The organism is Anaeromyxobacter paludicola (genome assembly GCF_023169965.1).
Lineage (GTDB): Bacteria > Myxococcota > Myxococcia > Myxococcales > Anaeromyxobacteraceae > Anaeromyxobacter_B > Anaeromyxobacter_B paludicola.
Genome location: NZ_AP025592.1, coordinates 2,527,091 through 2,545,952 on the forward strand (window position 1 = coordinate 2,527,091; position 18,862 = coordinate 2,545,952).

General features: G+C 74.5%; 16 protein-coding genes. 8 read left to right on the plus strand and 8 right to left on the minus strand.

All coding sequences use genetic code 11. From position 1 onward, the window contains the following. Positions 1 to 154: 154 nt before the first annotated feature. Entirely contained in the window at positions 155 to 1,339 is a 1,185-nt protein-coding gene (locus AMPC_RS11535) for a 6-phosphofructokinase (RefSeq protein WP_248340802.1), read from the minus strand. Positions 1,340 to 1,571: 232 nt separating this feature from the next. On the opposite strand from AMPC_RS11535, the gene AMPC_RS11540 reads away from it, so the two are divergent. From AMPC_RS11540 to AMPC_RS11550, 3 genes are all read left to right on the plus strand, one after another. Beyond that, on the plus strand, positions 1,572 to 2,798 hold the full coding sequence (locus tag AMPC_RS11540) for an MFS transporter (RefSeq protein WP_248340803.1): 1,227 nt from the start codon (positions 1,572 to 1,574) through the stop codon (positions 2,796 to 2,798). A gap of 130 nt (positions 2,799 to 2,928) precedes the next feature. Then, positions 2,929 to 3,531 carry a YceI family protein gene (locus AMPC_RS11545; RefSeq protein ID WP_248340805.1) on the plus strand — a complete coding sequence of 201 codons (603 nt, stop codon included), beginning with the start codon at positions 2,929 to 2,931 and terminating at the stop codon, positions 3,529 to 3,531. 125 nt (positions 3,532 to 3,656) lie between these two features. After that, a complete protein-coding gene (locus tag AMPC_RS11550) occupies positions 3,657 to 4,379 on the plus strand; it encodes a YebC/PmpR family DNA-binding transcriptional regulator (RefSeq protein WP_248340807.1) in 723 nt (240 codons plus the stop codon). Between the two features lie 84 nt (positions 4,380 to 4,463). On the opposite strand, the gene AMPC_RS11555 is transcribed toward AMPC_RS11550, so the two are convergent. Next, positions 4,464 to 6,938, minus strand: coding sequence for an Ig-like domain-containing protein (locus AMPC_RS11555; protein WP_248340809.1), 2,475 nt, complete (start codon positions 6,936 to 6,938; stop codon positions 4,464 to 4,466). A 302-nt stretch (positions 6,939 to 7,240) separates the two neighbouring features. On the opposite strand from AMPC_RS11555, the gene AMPC_RS11560 reads away from it, so the two are divergent. Together AMPC_RS11560 and AMPC_RS11565 are read left to right on the plus strand one after the other, a co-directional pair. Then, the gene (locus AMPC_RS11560) at positions 7,241 to 7,783 is read left to right on the plus strand and encodes a hypothetical protein (RefSeq protein WP_248340811.1); all 543 of its coding nucleotides are present in this window, start codon (positions 7,241 to 7,243) and stop codon (positions 7,781 to 7,783) included. 195 nt (positions 7,784 to 7,978) lie between these two features. Continuing rightward, entirely contained in the window at positions 7,979 to 9,289 is a 1,311-nt protein-coding gene (locus tag AMPC_RS11565) for a hypothetical protein (protein WP_248340813.1), read from the plus strand. Between the two features lie 89 nt (positions 9,290 to 9,378). Here the strand turns inward: AMPC_RS11565 and AMPC_RS11570 are convergent, their stop codons facing one another. Then, positions 9,379 to 9,984 (minus strand): pyridoxamine 5'-phosphate oxidase family protein, encoded by a 606-nt coding sequence (locus tag AMPC_RS11570; protein ID WP_248340815.1) that lies wholly within the window; start codon positions 9,982 to 9,984, stop codon positions 9,379 to 9,381. A gap of 64 nt (positions 9,985 to 10,048) precedes the next feature. Between AMPC_RS11570 and pdxR the strand changes: the two genes are divergently transcribed. Beyond that, positions 10,049 to 11,599: a MocR-like pyridoxine biosynthesis transcription factor PdxR gene (gene pdxR, locus AMPC_RS11575; RefSeq protein WP_248340817.1), complete on the plus strand. Its 1,551-nt coding sequence runs from the start codon at positions 10,049 to 10,051 to the stop codon at positions 11,597 to 11,599. Here pdxR and AMPC_RS11580 read toward each other — a convergent pair. After that, positions 11,553 to 12,950 carry an L-serine ammonia-lyase gene (locus tag AMPC_RS11580; RefSeq protein WP_248340819.1) on the minus strand — a complete coding sequence of 466 codons (1,398 nt, stop codon included), beginning with the start codon at positions 12,948 to 12,950 and terminating at the stop codon, positions 11,553 to 11,555. The two genes, pdxR and AMPC_RS11580, sit on opposite strands and share 47 nt — an antisense overlap. Before the next feature lie 166 nt (positions 12,951 to 13,116). On the opposite strand from AMPC_RS11580, the gene AMPC_RS11585 reads away from it, so the two are divergent. Both AMPC_RS11585 and AMPC_RS11590 read left to right on the plus strand, forming a co-directional pair. After that, positions 13,117 to 13,326, plus strand: a complete 210-nt coding sequence (locus tag AMPC_RS11585) for a DUF1059 domain-containing protein (RefSeq protein WP_248340820.1) — start codon at positions 13,117 to 13,119, stop codon at positions 13,324 to 13,326. 100 nt (positions 13,327 to 13,426) lie between these two features. Beyond that, on the plus strand, positions 13,427 to 13,777 hold the full coding sequence (locus AMPC_RS11590) for a rhodanese-like domain-containing protein (RefSeq protein WP_248340822.1): 351 nt from the start codon (positions 13,427 to 13,429) through the stop codon (positions 13,775 to 13,777). A gap of 122 nt (positions 13,778 to 13,899) precedes the next feature. Here the strand turns inward: AMPC_RS11590 and AMPC_RS11595 are convergent, their stop codons facing one another. The 4 genes from AMPC_RS11595 to AMPC_RS11610 all read right to left on the minus strand — a co-directional run bounded on the left by AMPC_RS11595 (position 13,900) and on the right by AMPC_RS11610 (position 18,741). After that, on the minus strand, positions 13,900 to 14,874 hold the full coding sequence (locus tag AMPC_RS11595) for a YeiH family protein (RefSeq protein WP_248340824.1): 975 nt from the start codon (positions 14,872 to 14,874) through the stop codon (positions 13,900 to 13,902). Positions 14,875 to 14,981: 107 nt separating this feature from the next. Further along, positions 14,982 to 15,884, minus strand: a complete 903-nt coding sequence (gene nrfD / locus AMPC_RS11600) for an NrfD/PsrC family molybdoenzyme membrane anchor subunit (RefSeq protein WP_248340826.1) — start codon at positions 15,882 to 15,884, stop codon at positions 14,982 to 14,984. A gap of 39 nt (positions 15,885 to 15,923) precedes the next feature. After that, positions 15,924 to 16,463 carry a 4Fe-4S dicluster domain-containing protein gene (locus AMPC_RS11605; RefSeq protein WP_248340828.1) on the minus strand — a complete coding sequence of 180 codons (540 nt, stop codon included), beginning with the start codon at positions 16,461 to 16,463 and terminating at the stop codon, positions 15,924 to 15,926. Positions 16,464 to 16,506: 43 nt separating this feature from the next. Then, a complete protein-coding gene (locus AMPC_RS11610) occupies positions 16,507 to 18,741 on the minus strand; it encodes a molybdopterin-containing oxidoreductase family protein (RefSeq protein WP_248340830.1) in 2,235 nt (744 codons plus the stop codon). Between the last annotated feature and the right edge of the window lie 121 nt (positions 18,742 to 18,862).

Here is an 18,862-nt window from a genome sequence, read left to right on the forward strand (position 1 = left end):
CAAGAGCAGCCACCCAAGCTACCGAAAGTTCCCCACTACGACATGTAGGCAAGAAAAAAACCTGAGTCGGACAGGGGAGGTTCCGACCCAGGTTTGGGATGACTCAGGTGCGACAAGGTGCGCGACCCCAAGGAGGGATGCGGCAGCCGGGGCCCTACAGGCGGTTCAAGAAGACCGGCAGCCCGCGCTTGTTGGCGTAGTTCGGCCGCAGCCGGTTCACGTCGTACATGCTCGCCACGTCCACCTTGCGAGGCCCGAGCTTGGGGTCGGGGATGGGCACGAGGTCGTACCTGCCCTCGACGAGCGCCGACATGAGCCCGCTCTGCCCCGCCAGCACCGCGTCGAGCGCCATCGTGCCGTAGATGGAGGCGATGAGCTTGTCGATGAAGTCGGGGTCGCCGGAGCGCAGGTCATAGGTGAGGTCGGAGACGATGGTCTCCTCGCCGGTGCGCTTCTTGATCTCGTCGCTGAGCGACTCGGCCACGCTCGCCTTCTTGCGGTGGCCGTAGGCGTCGGGCTCGCCGTACTCCTGCACGTGGTAGCCCTCCCACTGCGCCCCCTCGCTCAGGACCACCAGGGCGTAGTTGCTCGGGTTGCGGCGCTTGTCCTCCTGCAGGAGCTCGATGAGGTGCTCGAGCTTCACCTTGTGCTCCGGGATGACGCAGCGGATCGAGCTCACCCAGGCCGCGTAGAGCGCCGTGAAGCCGGCGTCCCGGCCGAAGACGCGGAACACGCCGATCCGCTCGTGCGAGCCGATGGTGGTCCGCTGCCGCTCGATGGCCGCCATGGCGCGCGTCATCGCGGTCGAGAAGCCGATGCAGTACTCGGTGTTGCGGACGTCGTTGTCCATCGTCTTCGGGATCGCGATCACCTTGGCGCCGAGCTGGTGCAGCCGCGCCGCGTAGCTCAGGGTGTCGTCGCCGCCGATGGCGATGAGCTGATCGATGCCGAGCTTCTCGAGGTTCGAGAGCACCGCGCGGCTGACGTCGTGCACGGTGTTGGTCTCGCCGCCCTTGGTCACCTGGGTGGTCGGGAACGCCTCCCCCTCGAGGTGCTTCGGCAGCCGCTTCATCTTGGAGGGGTTGGTGCGGCTCGAGTGGAGGAAGGTGCCGCCGGTCCGGTCGATGGTCCGGGTGTTCTCCCGGCTGAGCGGGAGGACGTAGCGGGCCTTGCTCGCCGGGTCGGAGAGGTCGAGGTGGGTGAGCCCCTCCCATCCCCGGCGGATGCCGGTCACCTCGCAGTCGTGCTCGCAGGCCCGGTAGACCACGCTCTTGATGATGGAGTTGAGGCCGGGAACGTCGCCGCCGCCCGTCAGGATTCCGATGCGCTTTTTCGCCATGGCACCTTCTTAACCGCTCCCGCGGACGCCGTGCAGTTTTGTGCGAGGGGCTCCGCCGCCCCGGTGGATCGCGCTCGCCCGGCCGTTTTTTCACCTCGCCCGGCCGAGGCTGCCGGTTCGCGGGGATGGGCACCGCCGTTCACGGTCGGTTCCACGCGGTCCGGTCGCCGCGGCGCCCGCCTCCGCCGTGCCCTTGACCGCGGCGCCCCCCTGCCCGAGCATGCCCGCGCCCGTGGCCCACGATCCCTACGCCTCGCTCCGCTTCCCCGAGTACCGCGCCTTCCTCGCCTCCATGGCGACGGTGTTCGTCGCCACCCAGGTCCAGAGCGCCGTCCTGGGCTGGCAGGTGTACGCGATCACCGGCGACCCGCTCGCGCTCGGGCTCGTCGGGCTCGCCGAGGCGCTCCCGTTCCTGCTCCTCACGCTGGTCGGCGGCTGGGCGGCGGATCGCTTCGATCGCCGCGCGCTCTCGCTCGCGAGCCTCGCCGCCGTGGGCGGGAGCGGCGCCTGGCTCTTCGCGCTCTCGCTCGGCGCGCCCCGGTCCGCCCTCCCCTTCTACGGCGCCCAGGCGCTGGCGGGGCTCGGCCGCGCCTTCTTCCGCCCCGCCTCGGCCGCGCTCGGGACCGAGCTCGTGCCGCGCGAGCACTACCACAACGCCTCGAGCTGGCGCTCCTCGGTGTTCCACGTCGCCATGGTGCTCGGCCCGGCCGCCGGCGGCGGGCTCATCGCCTTCGGCGGGCCGCGCGTCGCCTACGCCGTGGTCTGCGTCCTCACGCTCGTCGGGCTCGGCACGCTGCTGCTCGTGTCGCCGCGCCCGCGCCCGGCGCCGGCGGAGGCGCCGGGCCGGATCGCGGACGAGCTCGCCGACGGCGTCCGCTTCGTCTTCGACCAGCCCCTCCTGCTCGGGGCGATGAGCCTCGACCTCTTCGCCGTGCTCTTCGGCGGCGCCGCGGCGCTGCTGCCGGTGTTCGCGCGCGACGTGCTCGGCGTGGGCGAGGTCGGCTTCGGCGTGCTCCGCGCCGCCCCCGCCGTGGGCTCGGTGGTGATGTCCTTCGCGCTGGTGCGCTTCGGCGAGCTCCGGCGCGCCGGCCGCACCCTGCTCTGGAGCGTGGCCTGCTTCGGCCTCTGCTGGATGGCCTTCGCGGCCTCCCGCTCCTACGCGCTCTCGCTGGCCCTCCTCGCCCTCGCCGGCGCGCTCGACAACGTCTCGGTGGTGCTCCGCAGCACGCTCGTCCAGACCTTCACGCCGCAGGAGAAGATGGGCCGCGTCTCGGCCGTGAACAGCTTCTTCATCGGCTCGTCGAACGAGCTCGGCGCCTTCGAGAGCGGCCTCGCCGCGAAGCTGCTCGGCACCGTGCCCTCGGTGCTCTTCGGCGGGGCGATGACGCTCGTGACGGTGGGGGCGGTGGCCTGGCGCGCCCCGGCGCTGCGGCGGCTCACCCGGATCGCCCCCCCGTAGCCCGCGGGCCGTCGTTCTCCACTGGAAACGATGTTGTTCCCCTGCGCCGCTTGCCCGGCGCCGCCGGGCGGCTACATTCCCGCCATCGACGAGCCGGCGCCCCGCCGCTCGCAGGAAAGGAAAGCCTCCCATGAAGAAGACCCTCGCCGCCGCGGCCCTCCTCGCCGCCCCCCTCCTCGCCCTCGCCGCCCCGGAGCCGTGGAGCATCGACGCCTCCCACAGCACCACCTCCTTCAGCGTGAAGCACCTCGTCGTCTCCCGCGTCCGCGGCGAGTTCGGCAAGACCAGCGGGACCATCGCGCTCGACCCGGCCGACCCGGCCCGCTCCAAGGTGGAGGCGACCATCGACGCCACCACCGTGAACACCCGCGAGCCCAAGCGCGACGAGCACCTCAAGTCGGCCGACTTCCTCGACGTGGCGAAGTACCCGAGCATCACCTTCCGGTCCACCAAGGTCGCCGCGAAGGGGAAGGACCACCTGGCGGTGACCGGCGAGCTCACCCTCCACGGCGTCACCCGGCCGGTGACCCTCGACGTGACCGCGAGCCCCGAGGTGAAGGGGATGTACGGCGAGACCCGCCGCGCCTATACCGCCACCGCCCGGATCGAGCGCAAGGACTTCGGCCTCACCTGGAACAAGGCCATCGAGGCCGGCCCGGTGATCGGCGACCAGGTGGACATCTCCATCGACGTCGAGGCGGTGAAGGACGTCCCCAAGACGGCCGCCCGGTAGCCCCCGCCCCGCCCCGCGCCAGCCGGCCGACCGCCCGGAGCCTCCGCGCTCCGCAGGCGGTGCTGGCGCGCGGGGGCCGACGGATGCGATAACTCCTCGCCACTTTCCTTCGAGGACCTCAGGCGATGGGACGCATCTTCGAGACACGCAAGGCCACCATGTTCGCCAGGTGGAACAAGATGGCGAAGGCGTTCACCCGGATCAGCAAGGAGATCGCCATCGCCGTGAAGGCGGGCGGTCCCAACCCGGACAACAACCCGGCGCTGCGGCGCGCGCTCCAGAACGCGCGCGGCGCCAACATGCCGAAGGACAAGGTCGAGGGCGCCATCAAGCGCGCCAGCGGCCAGGACCAGAAGGCGTACGAGCAGGTGCTCTACGAGGGCTACGGCCCGCACGGCGCCGCGCTGGTGGTCGAGACCGCGACCGACAACGTGGTCCGCACCGTCGCCAACGTCCGCATGCACTTCAAGAACCACGGCGGCAACCTCGGCAACTCGGGCAGCGTCGCCTTCCAGTTCCAGCGCATGGGCGTGTTCCGGCTCGCGCCGGAGGGCATCGACCAGGAGGCGCTCGAGCTCGAGCTCATCGACCACGGGCTCGAGGAGATGGGCGAGGGGACCGGCGAGAAGGGCGAGAAGCAGCTCGTCATCCGCTGCGCCTTCACCAGCTTCGGCCAGCTCCAGGCGGCGCTCGAGGAGCGGAAGCTCCCGGTCGTCTCGGCGGAGTCCGAGTACGTGCCGCAGACGCCGGTGCAGCTCCCGGACGATCAGGCGGCCGAGGTGCTGGAGCTCGTGGACGCCCTCGAGCAGGACGAGGACGTCCAGAAGGTCTCCCACAACCTCGCCTGACGCCGCGCGGCGCCGACGGCGCGGCGTGGAGACGACGAGGCCCGCGCCCCCGGGGGAGCGCGGGCCTTCGCGTTCCCGGGAGCCCTACCGGACGGTCCCGGACGCCTGCTGGCGGGCGCCGCTCTTCTTGGCGGTGACGGTCACGTTGCCCGCCTTCACGCCGGTCACCACGCCGCTCTTCGAGACCCAGGCGATCGACTTGGCCGAGCTCGACCAGACGCACTGGCGCGTGATGTCGCCCGTGCTCCCGTCGGAGAAGGTGCCGACGGCCCGGAGCTGCAGCTTCCCCCTCACCGCCACCGAGAACGGGTTCGGGGTCACGGCGTAGCTCACCAGCCGGGCGCTGCCGACGGTCACCGGGGCGGTGGCGGCCTTGCCGCCGTACGACGCGGTCACGGTGGCGGTCCCGGGGGCCACGCCGCTGAGGAGCCCGGCCGAGGCGCCGGAGGTGGCGACCACCGCCACCGCCGTGTTGGAGCTCGACCAGGCCGCCTGCGTGGTGACGTCGCGGGTCGAGCCGTCGCTGAACCCGGCGGTGGCGCGCAGCTGCAGCTGGTAGCCCGCCGCCACGCTCACCGCGGCCGGCGAGATCGCGAGCGACCGGATCACCGCCGGGGAGACGGTGACCGCGACCGAGCCGGAGAGGCCCAGCGCCGTCGCGGTGACGGTGGCGCTCCCCTGCGCCAGGCCGGTGACCACGCCCTCGGAGCCGGCCGCGTTCGACACCGCGGCGAGCGCCGCGTCGGAGCTGCTCCAGGCGGCCTGCTGCGTGAGGTCCTGCGTGCTCCCGTCGGTGAAGGTGCCGGTCGCGACGAGCGGCTGCTGGATGCCGACCGGGATCGAGATCGGGCTCGGCGTCACCGCGATGGAGACCAGGGAGGCCGAGGTCACCGTGAGGGTGACGAAGTCCGACGCCCCGCCGAGCGACGCGGTCACGTCGGCGCTGCCCACCGCCGCCCCGGTCGCCACGGCCACGCCGTTCACCACCGCCACCGTCACCGCCGGGCCGGAGGACCAGGCCACCTGCGCCGTCACGTCCTGCGTGCTCCCGTCGGAGAAGGTGCCCTGGGCCTGCAGCGTCACCGTCGTGCCCTTCGCGAGGGTGACCTCGCTCGCGAACACGTCGAGGCTCTGCAGCGTGGCGGCGATCACGGTGAGGGAGGTGGCCCCGGAGACGGTCCCGACCGAGGCGGTGACGCTGGTGCTGCCCGCGGCGACGGCGGTCAGGAGGCCCGCCGGCGAGATCGAGGCGACGTCGGGATCGCCGGTGGTCCAGGTGGCCTGCGCGGTGAGGTCCTGCTTGCTCTGGTCGGAGAAGACGCCCGTGGCCGTGTAGGCCACGTCCACGCCGGCCGGGACGGTCTGCAGCTCCGGCTCGACCGAGACCGCCACCAGGATCGCCTCGCTGACGGTCACGGGCGCGCTGGCCTCGAGCCCGGCGGCGGCGACGTGGATGGTGGCCGCGCCCACCGACTTGCCGGTGACCGCGCCGGCGGCGACGGCCGCCACCGCCGGATCGGAGGAGCTCCAGCCGGCCGAGGTGGTCACGTCGAGCTTCGAGCCGTCGGTGAAGAGGAGCACGGCGGCGCAGGCGCCGGTGGTCCCCTTGGCGATGGGCTGCGTCGGGCAGGAGAGCGAGAGCTGGGTGGCGGCCGCGGCGGTGACGGTCACGTCCACGGCGGCGGTCTTCCCGGCCACGGCGGCGGTGACGGTGGCCGCGCCCGGCGCGACGGCGGTGAGGAGGCCCTGGTCCACGCCCACCACCGCCGGCGCGGTGGAGCTCCACCCGGCGACGCCGGTGACGTCCTGGACGCTGCCGTCGGAGAAGGCGCCGGACAGCACCAGCGGCTGCTGGAAGCCCGTCGGCATCGAGAGCGGGCCGACCGGGGCGATCGAGAGCCCGGTCAGCGCGGCGTCGGTCACGGTGACGTTGGTGGTGCTGGTCCGGCCGCGATAGCTCGCCTGCACGGTGGTGGTGCCGGCCGCGACCGCCCGGAGGGTGCCGCCCGAGATCGTGGCCACGCTGGGCACGTTCGAGATCCAGCTCGAGAGGCTGGTCACGTTCACCCGGGAGCCGTTGCTGAGGGTGGCGAGCGCGCCGCAGCTCGAGCTGGTCCCGGCGGCGAGGCGCGCCGGGGCGCAGGAGACGGCGAGCTGGGTCACGACCGGCTCGGCGACCACGAGCTGCGCCTGGCCGGAGACGCCCTGCAGCGTGGCGATCACCCGCACCGCGCCGGCCTTGATGCCGCGCGCGCTGCCGGCGGTGACGATGGACGCGACGCCCTCGTCCGAGGAGCTCCAGGTGGCGGTGCTCGAGACGTCGGCGGTGCTGCCGTCGCTGAAGCGGGCGAGCGCGGTGTAGGCCTGCGCCACGCCGGCCGGCTGCGTGGCGCTCGCGGGCGAGAGCGTGATCGAGGCGACGGTGGGGGCGCTGCAGCCGGCGCCGGTGCAGGCCTGGCCGGGGCTCGACTTGCTGCCGCACCCTGCCAGGGTGAGCGCCGTCAGCGCGACGAGCCACGAGGAGACGGTTGCCAGGGTGAGGCGTCGCGCGACTGTCATGGAGAGACCTCTTCGCTCGGGCCGGTGCCTACCGACGGTGTAGGTCCACAGGTACAGCACGTGGGGAGAGCGGGGCAGCCGTGTGTTCGTGGGATGAGACGCCTACCTACCACCACATTAGGGGGATGCCGCCCGGGACGCGGGCGTCGGCGGCGGTCGGCGGGGCGGCGCGGACCCGGCGGCAGGCGCGACCCTCCGGCCGGCCCGGCGCGGGCTTCCGCATCTCGCCGTGATTGCAGGCGATCTCGTCGCGCCACGGCCCTCCTGTGGCGGGTCCGGAGCGTGCAAGCGCCCGCCTCGTCATGCGCGCGTGGCCGACCGCCCTGCTGCTCCTCGCCGCCTGCGGCGGCGCGCCCGCGCCCGCGATCTCTTCTGGGGCGTCGCAGCCACTCACGGTGGAGGTGGACTCCGCCGTCGGGCCGGACTGGCTCCGGCAGCCCGACCTCCCGGAGCGGACCCTCTCGGCGGCGTCGGTCGCCGCGCAGCGCTGGGGCGGCGCCGACCTGCGGGACTGGACGGTCCGCTTCGTGAGCCGGATCGACGCCTGCGGCGCCGCCGAGGCCGGGCAGGCCTCCGGCTGCACGCGGCACGACCAGCGCACCATCGAGCTCGCGGTGGACGCCGCGTCGCCGTGCGTCGAGGGCACCGCGCTGCTCCACGAGGTGGGGCACGTGGCCATCCCGGACGATCCGGATCACCGCGACCCGCGCTGGTCGAGCCCGGCGTTCTGGGTGGATCTCCTCGGGGCCGTCCAGGCGCAGGAGGCGCCCGGCGCGACCGCCTGCGACGAGGCGCTCTCGGTCTGGCGGATCTGGTGGAAGGCGCGGGAAGCGCCGGCGCCCTGACTTCCTGAGCCGGAGCGGAGGTGGCCGCCTCCGGCGAGGGGGCCGCGTCGGATCGTGGCCCTCCGGCCGGCCGGGATCCTGCGTCGGCCGTGCGCCGATCGTACCGCCCCATCGTCCGCGGAGGCTGCCCGGGCACCGGCGGGACAATTCCCGGGCTGCTCCCCACGTCGCCGATGCTGCCGAAAGAGGTGAGCGATGCGAAGCGTGCACCTGGTCCTGTCGCGCGCGGTGCTCCTGCTGGCCTTGGCTGTCCCTCCGTCCCTCTCCGCCGCCCAATCACTCCCCACCCCGACCTGCGCCTGGCAGTTCTCGTGGACCCCGTCCGGCCCTGGCAACTGGCTCCTCGCCGACACCGGCAACCGCTGGTGGTACATGCCCATCGACGCGCAATGGCGGAGCGTGACCCTCACCGGCACGTACCCCCGGGCGCGCTTCTTCTCCATCGCCGTCTACGACGAGGCGCCGGTGTCCACGGGGCTGGCCGACCACCTGTTCGACGCGCAGATCGCGCCGGACCCGGGCAGCGTCAACCCGTTCGACGGCGCTCGCTCGCACGGGCGCGCGAACCACCATCCGCAGCAGTACACGATGACGGTGGCGCGCACGGAAGGCACGGCGCCCAACGCGCTGCGGCTGCACGCCGACACCGGCTGGCTGCTCTACCGCCTCTACCTGTCGGACGCCGGCGAGGGCACGACGGGCGGCGTGCCGCTGCCCGGCATCGCCGTCACCGACGCGAGCGGCCAGACGACCACGCTGCCGGCCTGCGCCAGGGTGAACCGGCAGTCGGAGCTCGCGACCCTGCAGCCGCAGTTCGTCCCGGCGTTGCTCGAGGACCCGCCGCGCACCCCGCCCGTCCCGGACCACGTCTGGTTCGCGCCCATCTCGGTGCCCCCGGCGCGCCTCCTGCCCAACCCGGACAACAAGTACCTGGTCTCGTTCTTCATGTCCGACTACGACCCGGCCCGCGTGCTCGTCATCCGGGGCAAGATGCCGGCCTTCCCCGACACCTTCGACGGCGGGCCGGTCTGGAAGCCCGCGGCGGGGTTCCACGACATCCAGCTCCGGTACTGGTCGATGTGCCTCGGCAGCCTGGTGTCGCCGCTCCCGATCGAGGGCTGCGCCGTGGACGCCACCACGCCGCTCGACGCCTCCGGCTTCTACACCGTGGTGATCTCGAACGACGTGCTCCGGCCCGACTGGCTCCCGCCCCAGGTCGCCTGGATCCCCTGGGGAGACGAGGGGATGGTCCCGAAGCTGATCTTCCTCCGCAACCTGCTGGCCTCGCCCGGCTTCGGTCACGCCGCGCAGGACGCCGTGGAGAAGGGCTGCGGGCTCGTCTTCAACTTCCCGACCCCGCTCACGCAGGAGGAGATCACGCCCGCCGGGCAGTGCTCGCTCGCGGTGATGGGCGACTACTACCCCATGGCGATCTGGTGCGACCGGCGTGAGCTCCGGGCGGGCGGCTGGCCGGCGTGCTTCGCCCGCGGCAAGAGCGGGGACTGACTGCCGGGGCCTCTCGTGGCGCCGCCCGGTCCGCCGGGCGGCGCCACGCTCCGGGAGCTCGCAGCTCGCGGCGCCCTCGCGCCGCCCCTTCAGAACGCGGCCGGGTTCGCCTCGACGATGGCCGCGACGGCGGCGGCGTCGCCCGGCGCCTGGCGCTCCCGCAGCCGGGCCACGATCGCCCGGAGCTCCTCGGGTCGCCGGTTCTGGAGGAGCTTCTCCTTCCCGTCCACCGCCTCGAACCGCACCTCGAGGACCAGCACCCCCGCGACCGCCTGGCGGTACATCGGCGTGGTCGGGTCGATGGGGCGGTAGCCGCCCTCGGGCTGCCAGCGGCGCATGAGCGCCTCGAGGGCGGCGGCCTTCCGCGCCGGGTCCTCGACCGCCCGGAGCGTCCCGTGGACCTGCACGCTCCGGTAGAGCGTCGTGGCGGGGCAGGCGCGCTCCGGATCGCTGAAGTAGCTCGGGAGGTGGGCGACGAGCTCCTCCGCCGAGACGACCGCGGGGCGGCCGACGCAGCCGGTCTTCTCCCCGGCGGGCGAGCCGTGGAACGCGATGGCGTCGTCGAGCACGGCGGCGTCGAGCGCCCGGAGCACCGGCGCGCCGTCCGCCGTGGTCGAGGCGAGGTGCACCAGGGGCGCGCGGCGCAGCAGCGCCAGCGCGCGGTCGAGCGGCATCCGGAAGATCTCTCGTCGCATGCCCCGAGCTTGCCGCCGCGCTGGCCTGCCGAAAAGTGCCAGTTCCGCTAAACTGGTTGGACCAGTGCGCCGCTTCGAGACCGCCCTCGCGCTCGACCGGGACGACCCGACCCCGGTGTTCCTGCAGATCGCCCGCGCCATCGCGGCCCGGATCCGCTCCGGCGCGCTGCCCGGGGGCGCGCCGCTGCCGTCGTCGCGCGCGCTCGCCGCGACCCTCCGCGTCCACCGGAACACGGTCCTGGCCGCGTACGCCGAGCTGGCCGCCGAGGGCTGGCTCCGGACGCGCGCCGCGCGGGGCACCTTCGTGACCGACGCGCTCCCGGCGCGGCCGCCGGCCCGGTTCGCGCCGCCGCCGGCCGGGCCGGCGCGCGCGGCGGGGTTCCCGCTCCCCCCCGCCCCGGCCCCGCTCCCGGCGGACGAGGCCGTCTCCCGCGCCAGCTACCTGCTCCTCGGGGGCACCCCGGACCCGCGGCTCGTCCCGTCGGCCGCGCTGGCGCGCGCCTACCGCCGCGCCCTGCGCCGGCGCGACGGCCTGTCCTACGGCGATCCCCGCGGCCACCCGCGGCTCCGGGCGGCGCTCGCGTCGATGCTCGCGTCCACGCGGGGGATCGCCGCGGGGGCCGACGGGCTCGTGGTCACGCGCGGCTCGCAGGGCGCGCTCGCGCTCGTGGCCCGCGCGCTGCTGCGGCCGGGCGACGCGGTGGCGGTCGAGGCGCTCGGCTACCACATGGCCTGGGAGACCTTCCGGCTCGCGGGGCTGCGCCTCGTGCCGGTGCCGGTGGACGCCGAGGGGCTCGACGTGGGCGCGCTCTCGGCGCGGGCGCGCGCGGAGGGGGTCCGCGCCGTCTACCTCACCCCGCACCACCACTACCCGACCACGGTCACGCTCGCGCCGGGCCGCCGGCTGGCGCTGCTCGACCTGGCGCGCCGCGAGCGCCTCCTGGTGATCGAGGACGACTACGACGCCGAGTTCCACTACGAGGGCCGGCCGGTGCTGCCGCTCGCGAGCGCCGACCCGGCCGGCGTGGTCGCGTACGTCGGCACGCTCTCGAAGGTGCTCGCGCCCGGGCTCCGCGTCGGCTGGGTCGCGGCGCCGCCCGACGCCATCGAGCGGCTCGCGCGCCACCGCGCCTACCTCGATCGCCAGGGCGATCACGCGGTGGAGGCGGCGGTGGCGGAGCTCTTCGAGGACGGCGAGCTGCAGCGGCACCTCTGGCGGACGCGGCGGATCCTGCTCGGGCGCCGCGACGCGCTGGCGGACCGGCTCGGGGCCGCGTTCGGCGAGCGGCTGCGGTTCCGGAGGCCGCCCGGGGGGATGGCCCTCTGGTGCGAGGTGGCGGGTGGCGTCGATCCGGAGGCCTGGGCGAGGGCGGCGCTCGCGCGCGGCGTCGCCATCCAGCCCGGCCGCCAGTTCGCGCTGGACGGCCGCCCGCGCCCCTGCGTGCGCCTCGGCTTCGGCCGCCACGACGAGCGGGAGCTCGCCGAGGCGGTGCGGCGGCTCGCGCGCGCCCTCCGCCAGGTCGGCGCGCCGGGCGAGCGCCCCCGCGCCGGGCGGCGCTCGCGAGCGGTCAGCACTCCGGGATGCCGACCGACAGCTCCGGCGCCTCCACGGTGACCGCGAGCCCGCCGCGCGAGGTCTCCTTGTACTTCGCCTTCATGTCGGCCCCGGTGTCGCGCATCGTCCGGATCACCTGGTCGAGCGAGACGAAGTGGTGGCCGTCGCCCTGCAGCGCCAGCCGGGCGGCGTGGATGGCCTGCACCGCCGCCGCCGCGTTCCGCTCGATGCACGGGATCTGCACCAGCCCGCCGATCGGATCGCAGGTGAGCCCGAGGTGGTGCTCCATCGCGATCTCGGCCGCGTTCTCCACCTGCGCCGGCGTGCCGCCGAGCAGCTCGCAGAGCGCGCCGGCCGCCATGGAGCAGGCGCTGCCCACCTCGCCCTGGCAGCCCACCTCCGCGCCGCTGATCGAGGCGTTCTCCTTGTAGAGCGCGCCGATGGCGGCGGCGGTGAGGAGGAAGCGGGAGAGGTCGGCGTCGGTCGCGCCCCGGACGAAGTGCCGGTAGTAGTGCATCACCGCGGGCACGATGCCGGCCGCGCCGTTGGTCGGGGCGGTGACCACGCGGCCGCCGGCGGCGTTCTCCTCGTTCACCGCCAGCGCCCAGAGGGTCACCCAGTCGAGCGCCGCCAGCGGATCCTGCTCGGCCTGCTCGGGCCGGTCGCGCAGCTTGCGGTAGAGGAGCGGCGCCCGCCGCGGCACCCGCAGGCCGCCCGGCAGGACGCCGTCCGCCTCGAAGCCGCGGCGGACGCAGGCCTGCATCACCGCCCAGAGCCGCTGCAGGCCCGCCTCGATCTCGCCGTCGGGCCGGAGCGCCCGCTCGTTCGCGCGCATCAGCCCGGAGACCGGCAGGCGCTGCTCCACGCAGCGCCGCACCAGCTCCTCGCCGGAGTGGAACGGGTACGGCACCGCCGGGCCCGCGCCCTGCCCGGCCTCGGCGTCGCCCTCCCCCACCACGAAGCCGCCGCCGACCGAGTACCAGACCCGCGACTGCAGCACCGCGCCGGCGGCGTCGAGCGCGGTGAAGCGCATCGCGTTCGGGTGAAACGGGAGCGGCCGGCGATCGAAGGCGAGATCCTCCGCGGCCCGGAACGGGATCGGGCGCTCGCCGAGGAGCGACAGCGAGCGGCGCTCCGCCACCTCCGCGAGCCGGGCGGGGACGGCCGCGACGTCCACCTCCTCCGGCGACTCGCCGAGCAGCCCGAGCACGACCGCGCGGTCGGTCCCGTGCCCGCGCCCGGTGGCGCCGAGGGAGCCGTGGAGCGTGACCTGCACCGCCGCCACCCGCGGAAAGAGGCCGGCATCGCGCAGCCCGGCTGCGAAGAGCCTCGCCGCGCGCATGGGCCCGACCGTGTGGGAGGAGGAGGGACCGATCCCGATCTTGAAGAGGTCGAAGACGCCGACGCGCATGAGCGGGAAGGTCATAGCGCACCACCCGGGCGAGGGCACGCGGCGCGGAGCGGCCGGGACGAGGACGGGGGCGGCCAGGGGTCTGCCCGCCGCCACGCCTCCCCGCATGCCCCGCGGCGCGCGGCGGCCGGCGCGCCCATCTCAGTGCCAGAGAGGAGGCGAGACGATGAAGGACTTCCACTGCCGGGACGCCGGGATGGACTGCGACTTCGTGGCGCGCGGCAACTCGAACCAGGAGATCATGGAGCAGGCCCGCCAGCACGCCCAGCGGGAGCACGGCATGCAGCAGCTCTCTCCCGACCTGGCCCACCGGGTCGAGGGGCTGATCCACGACGAGTCGAGCGAAGCGCACCGCAGCTCGATGTCGCGGAAGTAGGCCGGCGCGATCGGGGGCCCGCCCCTCCGCGAAGGCGGGGCGGGCCTCGCGATCCCACCCGGCCGCGCACCCTTTCGCCGGCTCGCGGCACTCACGCCCCATGCCCCTGCCCTGGTGGCTCCCCTTCGGAGCCGTTCCCGAGACCTCCCCCCATGACCTCGCCCGGGCCCTCGAGCGCGCGCCGGGCCCGCAGCTCCTCGACGTGCGCACCCCGGCCGAGTTCGCCGGCGGTCGCGTCGCCGGCGCGGCCAACGTCCCGGTGAGCACCCTCGCCGCCCGCCTGCCCGAGCTGGGGCTCGATCCGTCCCGCCCGGTGGTGGCCATCTGCCTCTCCGCCCACCGCAGCGCCCCCGCCGTGCGCCTCCTCCGCCAGCGCGGCTTCGACGCGTCCCACCTCGCCGGCGGCATGATCGCCTGGCGCGCGGCCGGCCTCCCCGAGACGCGCGGCTGACGCCCTCGGGGCGCCCCTCGCGTCGCGCCCTCGGCGCGCTCAACCTTCGCCCGCCCCCGGTGTCCCCTCGTCGAAGGGTCCGGAACCGTTCCGCGCCCCGCGCCGGCAGGTAGTCGCGGCGGTCAGGGCGAGAGGAGGCCGGCCTGGATGGCGCCCAGGCTGGCCACCCCCACCGCCACCCAGAGGAGGACGCCGTGCGCGACCGGGCGGAGCCCGAGCGCGCGGAGCGCGTCCCGCGACAGCCCCGCGCCGATGAGGAAGAGCACGAGCACCATCACCCGCTTCGCGGCCTCCGAGGCGAGGTGGCCCGCCGGACGGAGCGCGGGGGCGAAGGTCACGAGCGCCGCGAGGACGACGAAGCCGAGGATGAACCAGGGCCTCGCGCCGGGCGCGGCGGCCGCGCCGTCCTGGCGCCGCCGGCCCACCGCGACGCCGAGCGCCAGCGTGACCGGCACGATCCAGAGGGCCCGGGCCAGCTTGATCGAGGTGGCCACCTGCAGCGCCCGCTGCCCGTACTGCAGGCTCGCCCCCACCACCGAGCTCGTGTCGTGGATGGCGAGCGCCGCCCAGACGCCGAACTGCCCCTGCTCGAGGCCGGCGCGGTGGCCGATCGCCGGAAAGATCAGGAGCGCGAGCCCGTTCAGCACGAAGACCGTGGCGAGCGCCACCGAGGTCTCGTGCTCCTCCGCCCGCACCACCGGCGCGGCGGCGGCGATGGCGCTGCCGCCGCAGATCGCGGTGCCGACGGTGATGAGCAGCCCGGTGTTGTTCTCCACCCGCAGCGCCCGGGCGAGGAGCCGGCCCACGGCGAGGCACGCGGCGATGCTCACGAGCGTGTAGCCGAAGCCGCGCGCGCCGGTGGCCAGGACCGCCCGCAGGTCCATGCCGCCCCCGAGGCCCACCACCGCCAGCGGGAGCAGCCGCTTCACCGCGCGCCGGGTCGAGGCCGGCCAGGGGTTCCCGAGCGTGAGCGCGAGGGCCGCGCCGCCGAGGAGGGCCGCGCCCGAGGAGACCTGCGGGACCAGCAGGGCGGCGGCGGCGCAGGCCGGCAGGAGGCGGCGGGCGGCGGGGTGGGGACGCGCGGAGGACTCGGTCATGCGTTCCGATTGTACTTCGTGGCGCTGCGCGGAGCGGACGCGGCGGCGGCCACCGGTTCCCCGCCGGCGGCCGCCGCCTCGCCCTTTCTTCGCCGGGGCGGCGCCTGTCAGGCCTGCCCGGCGGCGACGAAGATGACGCGGAGGAGGAAGCCGCCCGCGAGGACCAGCACCGGCGCGAGGGCGGTGGGGCGCAGGCGATACCCGGTCTCGAGCGCCTCGAGCAGGAGCGGCAGCGCGAGCCCGCCGAACACCACGAGGACCCAGAACGGCGCGGCCCAGGCGCCGCCGAGCAGCATCGCCGCGGCCTCCTTCCCCGCGGCCCCGGAGGTGGCGAGGCCGGCGAGGAACAGGAACAGCACCAGCCCCTCGACCACGATGGCGAGCTGGTCGAAGCGGTGGAGCCGGTGCCGCTCCTCCTCCGAGAGCCCGAAGAGGAGCAGGAAGGCGGCGCCGGTGGAGAGCCCGGAGACGAGGAACAGCGGCCCGAGCAGGGCCGAGCTCCAGAGGGCGCGCGCGCCGAGGGTGGAGAGCAGCACCCCGGTGTAGAGGCCGAGGCCGGCGCCGACCACCAGGTTGGCCCGCAAGAGCGCCGGCCGGTGGCGCAGGGCGAGGGCGCGCGCCGGCGCGAGGGCCGGCCACGGCAGCTCGGCCTCGTCCAGGCCGCCGAGCGCGACGAGGAGCGAGACCGGCATCATCACCACCAGGATCCAGGCGCCCCAGCTCATGGGCGAGGTCCAGCGGAACGCGAGGTAGAAGCGCCAGGCGTGGAGCTTGTAGGCGAGGTCGAGGAAGAGCGCCCCCATCCCCAGCCCCACCAGCACCGCCGGGGCGAAGGCGAGCCGCCGCGCCACCTTGGAGGGCTTCGCGCCGCCGAGCGCGAGCCAGGAGGAGAGCACCATCGCGCCGGCGGCCACGCCGCCGAGGAAGAGGTAGACCGGGATCTCCCAGCCCCAGACGTGGAGCTTGGGATCGATGAGGTGGCTGTACCGGGCGACGTCGAGCTCGTTCATGGGATCACCGTGGGCGCTGTTCGCGTTCCGTTGCCCGGCTCAGGCCAGGAAGAAGACCTGGGGCCGGTTCCCGCTCTCCTCGCGCAGCACCGTGAACCGGCGGCTCCGCAGGAGGCGCGACACCGGGCTGTCCGGGTCGGCGAGATCGCCGAAGGTGAGCGAGCGGGTGGGGCAGGTCTCGACGCACGCGGGCGCCCTGCCCTGCGTCACCCGGTGCAGGCAGAAGGTGCACTTGTCCACGTAGCCCTCGGGGTGGACGTAGCGCGCGCCGTAGGGACAGGCGGCGATGCAGGCCTTGCAGCCGGTGCACTTGTTGCGGGCCACCGCGACGACGCCGCCCTGGGCCACGTGCGAGGCGCCGGTGGGGCAGGCGTCCACGCAGGACGGGGCCGCGCAGTGGTTGCACCGCTCGGAGCGGATCTGCATCGAGAGGTCCGGGAAGGCCCCGTGGACCTCCTGCGCGATCCAGTCGCGGAAGCCGCCCTCCGGGACCGCGTTCTCGGTCTTGCAGGCGATGACGCAGGCGTTGCAGCCGACGCACCGCACGGTGTCGACCGCCATGGCGAAGCGGGTGGTCACGCGATGCTCCCTTCCGGCGCCGGTCGCTCGAGTTCCCGTTCGCTCACGCGGTCCTCCCCACCGGCTCGAGCCGGACGAAATTGACGCTCATCCCGGTGCCGCCCATGATCGGGTCCACCTTGTAGCGGGTGACGAGCTCGGCGTCGGAGGCGCCCTTCCCGTGGGCGTAGCGGAGCCGCTTCGCCCCCTGCCCCCAGCCGTGGACGAGGAACACGCAGTCGTCCCGGATGCGCTGCGTGACCTTGGCGCGCACCGGCCCGGAGCGGGCGCCGTCCTGGTTCACGAGCCAGACCCGCTCGCCGTTCCGCAGCGGGCCCGGGAAGCCGGGCAGCGCCTTCGCCGCCTCGGCGTTCACCCAGACCTCGTTCTCCGGGTAGGGCTCGGCGAGCAGCCGGTTGTTGACGGTGCGGCCGAAGGTGTGGGTCGGCGCGCGCCCCATGAGCAGGCGGAAGTGGCCCGCGGGCCCCTCCTCCTGCGGGACGTAGTTGGGGATGGGGTCGAAGCCGAGCCGCTTCAGCTCCTCGCTGTGGAGCTCGATCTTCTTCGAGTCGGTCCCGAGCTCGATGGCGAGCCCCTCCTCCTCGCAGACCGGCCCCACCTTGCCGAGCACCACGCCGCGGCGCCGGGCCTCGGCCACGTCGTGCCGCCCGAGGGTGAGCCGCGCGTCCACGTACTCGCGGGCGTCCTTCCACGGGAAGTAGTCGCCGAGTCCGACGCGGCCGGCCAGCTCCTTCGCGATCCACCAGCCCGGCTTCGACTCGTGGAGCGGGGGCACCGCCTCCTGGCGCAGCGCCAGGAACGGCTCCCGCCAGGGCGGCGCGAGCACGTCGTCCTCCCGCTCGAGGTAGCTGCACTCCGGCAGCACCACGTCGCTCCAGCCGCAGATCTCGGCCGGCAGCACGTCGATCGAGACCAGCAGGTCGAGGTTCTGGATGGCCTCGATGGTCTGCTTGCGGCTCGGGAGGGCCTGGATGAGGTTGCAGCCGTAGACCATCCAGCCCTTGAGATCGTAGAGCGCGTGGCCGGGGGTGGCCGCGTCGCAGAGGCCGGAGGCGATCACCTCGCCGGCCACCGGGTAGCCGCCGTTCCGGGGCTTGTCGGCCGCCCCCTTGCCGCCGTGGGGCATCTCCTTCCCGACCTTGTACGGCGGGAGCCCCATCTTGTTGAAGGTGAGGTAGCCGCCGCGCCGGCCCCAGCTCCCGAGCAGCGCCGCCAGGATGGCCATGGCGCGGGCCCGCTGGGTGTCGTCGCCGTACCAGGTGGTGTGGCGGCCGGGGTGGATGAGGGAGGCCGGCCGCGCCGCGGCGATGAACCTCGCCGAGTCGCGGATGAGCTCGGCCTTCACGCCGGTGATGGCGGCGGCCCACTCCGGCGTCTTCCCGGCCACGTGCGCCTTCAGCTCCTCGAGGCCGTTGGCGTGCTGGGCCAGGTACTCGGCGTCGCAGCGCTTCTCTTCCACAAGCACGTTCATCCAGGCGAGGAGGAGCGCGATGTCGGTGCCCGGCCGGATGGGCAGCCAGTAGCGGGCCTTGGAGGCGGCGACCGAGAAGCGCGGGTCCACCACCACGAGCTGCGCGCCGCTGCCGATCGCGTCGGCGAGGTCCTGCACCTGGGTGTTGTGCATGTTCTCGCCCAGGTGGCTCCCGATGAGCGTGATGACCCGGGCGTGGGCGAGGTCGATCGGCTCCGGCGAGCCGAGCGGGGTGCCGTAGGTGAGGAGGTAGCCCGCCTCCCGCGGCCCGCGGCACTGCGCGTAGGAGGGCGCGCCGACGTTCGGCGAGCCCCAGGCCTTCATGAAGTGCTTGAACCAGGTGCCGCCGGAGCCGTGGCTGAAGAGCGCCAGCGCCTCCGGGCCGTGGCGCCGCTTGAGCTCGAGCAGCCCCTCGCCCACCTTGTTGAGGGCGGCGTCCCAGCTCACCTCCTCGAAGACGTCCGCGCCGCGCTTCTGGGTGCGGACGAGCGGCCGCTTGAGGCGGTCGGGATCGTAGAGCAGCCCGGTCGCGCCGGCGCCGCGCGGGCAGAGCCGGCCCTTCGAGAGCGGGTGGTCGGGGTTGCCGGTGACCTTGGTGACGCGCCCGTCCTTCACGTGCGCCAGCACCCCGCAGCCCCAGAAGCAGAGCTCGCAGTACGAGGCGACCACGCGGTCGCCGTCGGTGCCGGGATCCTCGACCCGGTTCCGGTCGAGGCCCCACCAGCGGCTCGCCAGGCCGGAGGCGACGACGCCTCCGCCCACGGCGGCGCCGCCGATCTGGATGAACTGCCGGCGCGTCAGGGCCACTGGACGCTCCTTCCTCTGGAGTGCATGCGCGGGGGGACCACGGCGGCTCCCTTTGCGCGCGGCGTGCCGGGCCCGGTCCCCGAGGAACGGCGGCCACTTGCGCCCGCGGCGCCGCCGCGGT

Excerpts from the sequence above, each read along its gene's own strand:
- AMPC_RS11580 (WP_248340819.1), bottom strand. The coding sequence starts at position 12,950 with ATGCGCGTCGGCGTCTTCGACCTCTTCAAGATCGGGATCGGTCCCTCC.
- AMPC_RS11535 (WP_248340802.1), bottom strand. The coding sequence starts at position 1,339 with ATGGCGAAAAAGCGCATCGGAATCCTGACGGGCGGCGGCGACGTTCCC.
- AMPC_RS11570 (WP_248340815.1), bottom strand. The coding sequence starts at position 9,984 with ATGCGACGAGAGATCTTCCGGATGCCGCTCGACCGCGCGCTGGCGCTG.
- AMPC_RS11545 (WP_248340805.1), top strand. The coding sequence starts at position 2,929 with ATGAAGAAGACCCTCGCCGCCGCGGCCCTCCTCGCCGCCCCCCTCCTC.
- AMPC_RS11595 (WP_248340824.1), bottom strand. The coding sequence starts at position 14,874 with ATGACCGAGTCCTCCGCGCGTCCCCACCCCGCCGCCCGCCGCCTCCTG.
- AMPC_RS11585 (WP_248340820.1), top strand. The coding sequence starts at position 13,117 with ATGAAGGACTTCCACTGCCGGGACGCCGGGATGGACTGCGACTTCGTG.
- AMPC_RS11565 (WP_248340813.1), top strand. The coding sequence starts at position 7,979 with ATGCGAAGCGTGCACCTGGTCCTGTCGCGCGCGGTGCTCCTGCTGGCC.
- AMPC_RS11550 (WP_248340807.1), top strand. The coding sequence starts at position 3,657 with ATGGGACGCATCTTCGAGACACGCAAGGCCACCATGTTCGCCAGGTGG.
- AMPC_RS11560 (WP_248340811.1), top strand. The coding sequence starts at position 7,241 with ATGCGCGCGTGGCCGACCGCCCTGCTGCTCCTCGCCGCCTGCGGCGGC.
- AMPC_RS11590 (WP_248340822.1), top strand. The coding sequence starts at position 13,427 with ATGCCCCTGCCCTGGTGGCTCCCCTTCGGAGCCGTTCCCGAGACCTCC.
- AMPC_RS11555 (WP_248340809.1), bottom strand. The coding sequence starts at position 6,938 with ATGACAGTCGCGCGACGCCTCACCCTGGCAACCGTCTCCTCGTGGCTC.
- nrfD (WP_248340826.1), bottom strand. The coding sequence starts at position 15,884 with ATGAACGAGCTCGACGTCGCCCGGTACAGCCACCTCATCGATCCCAAG.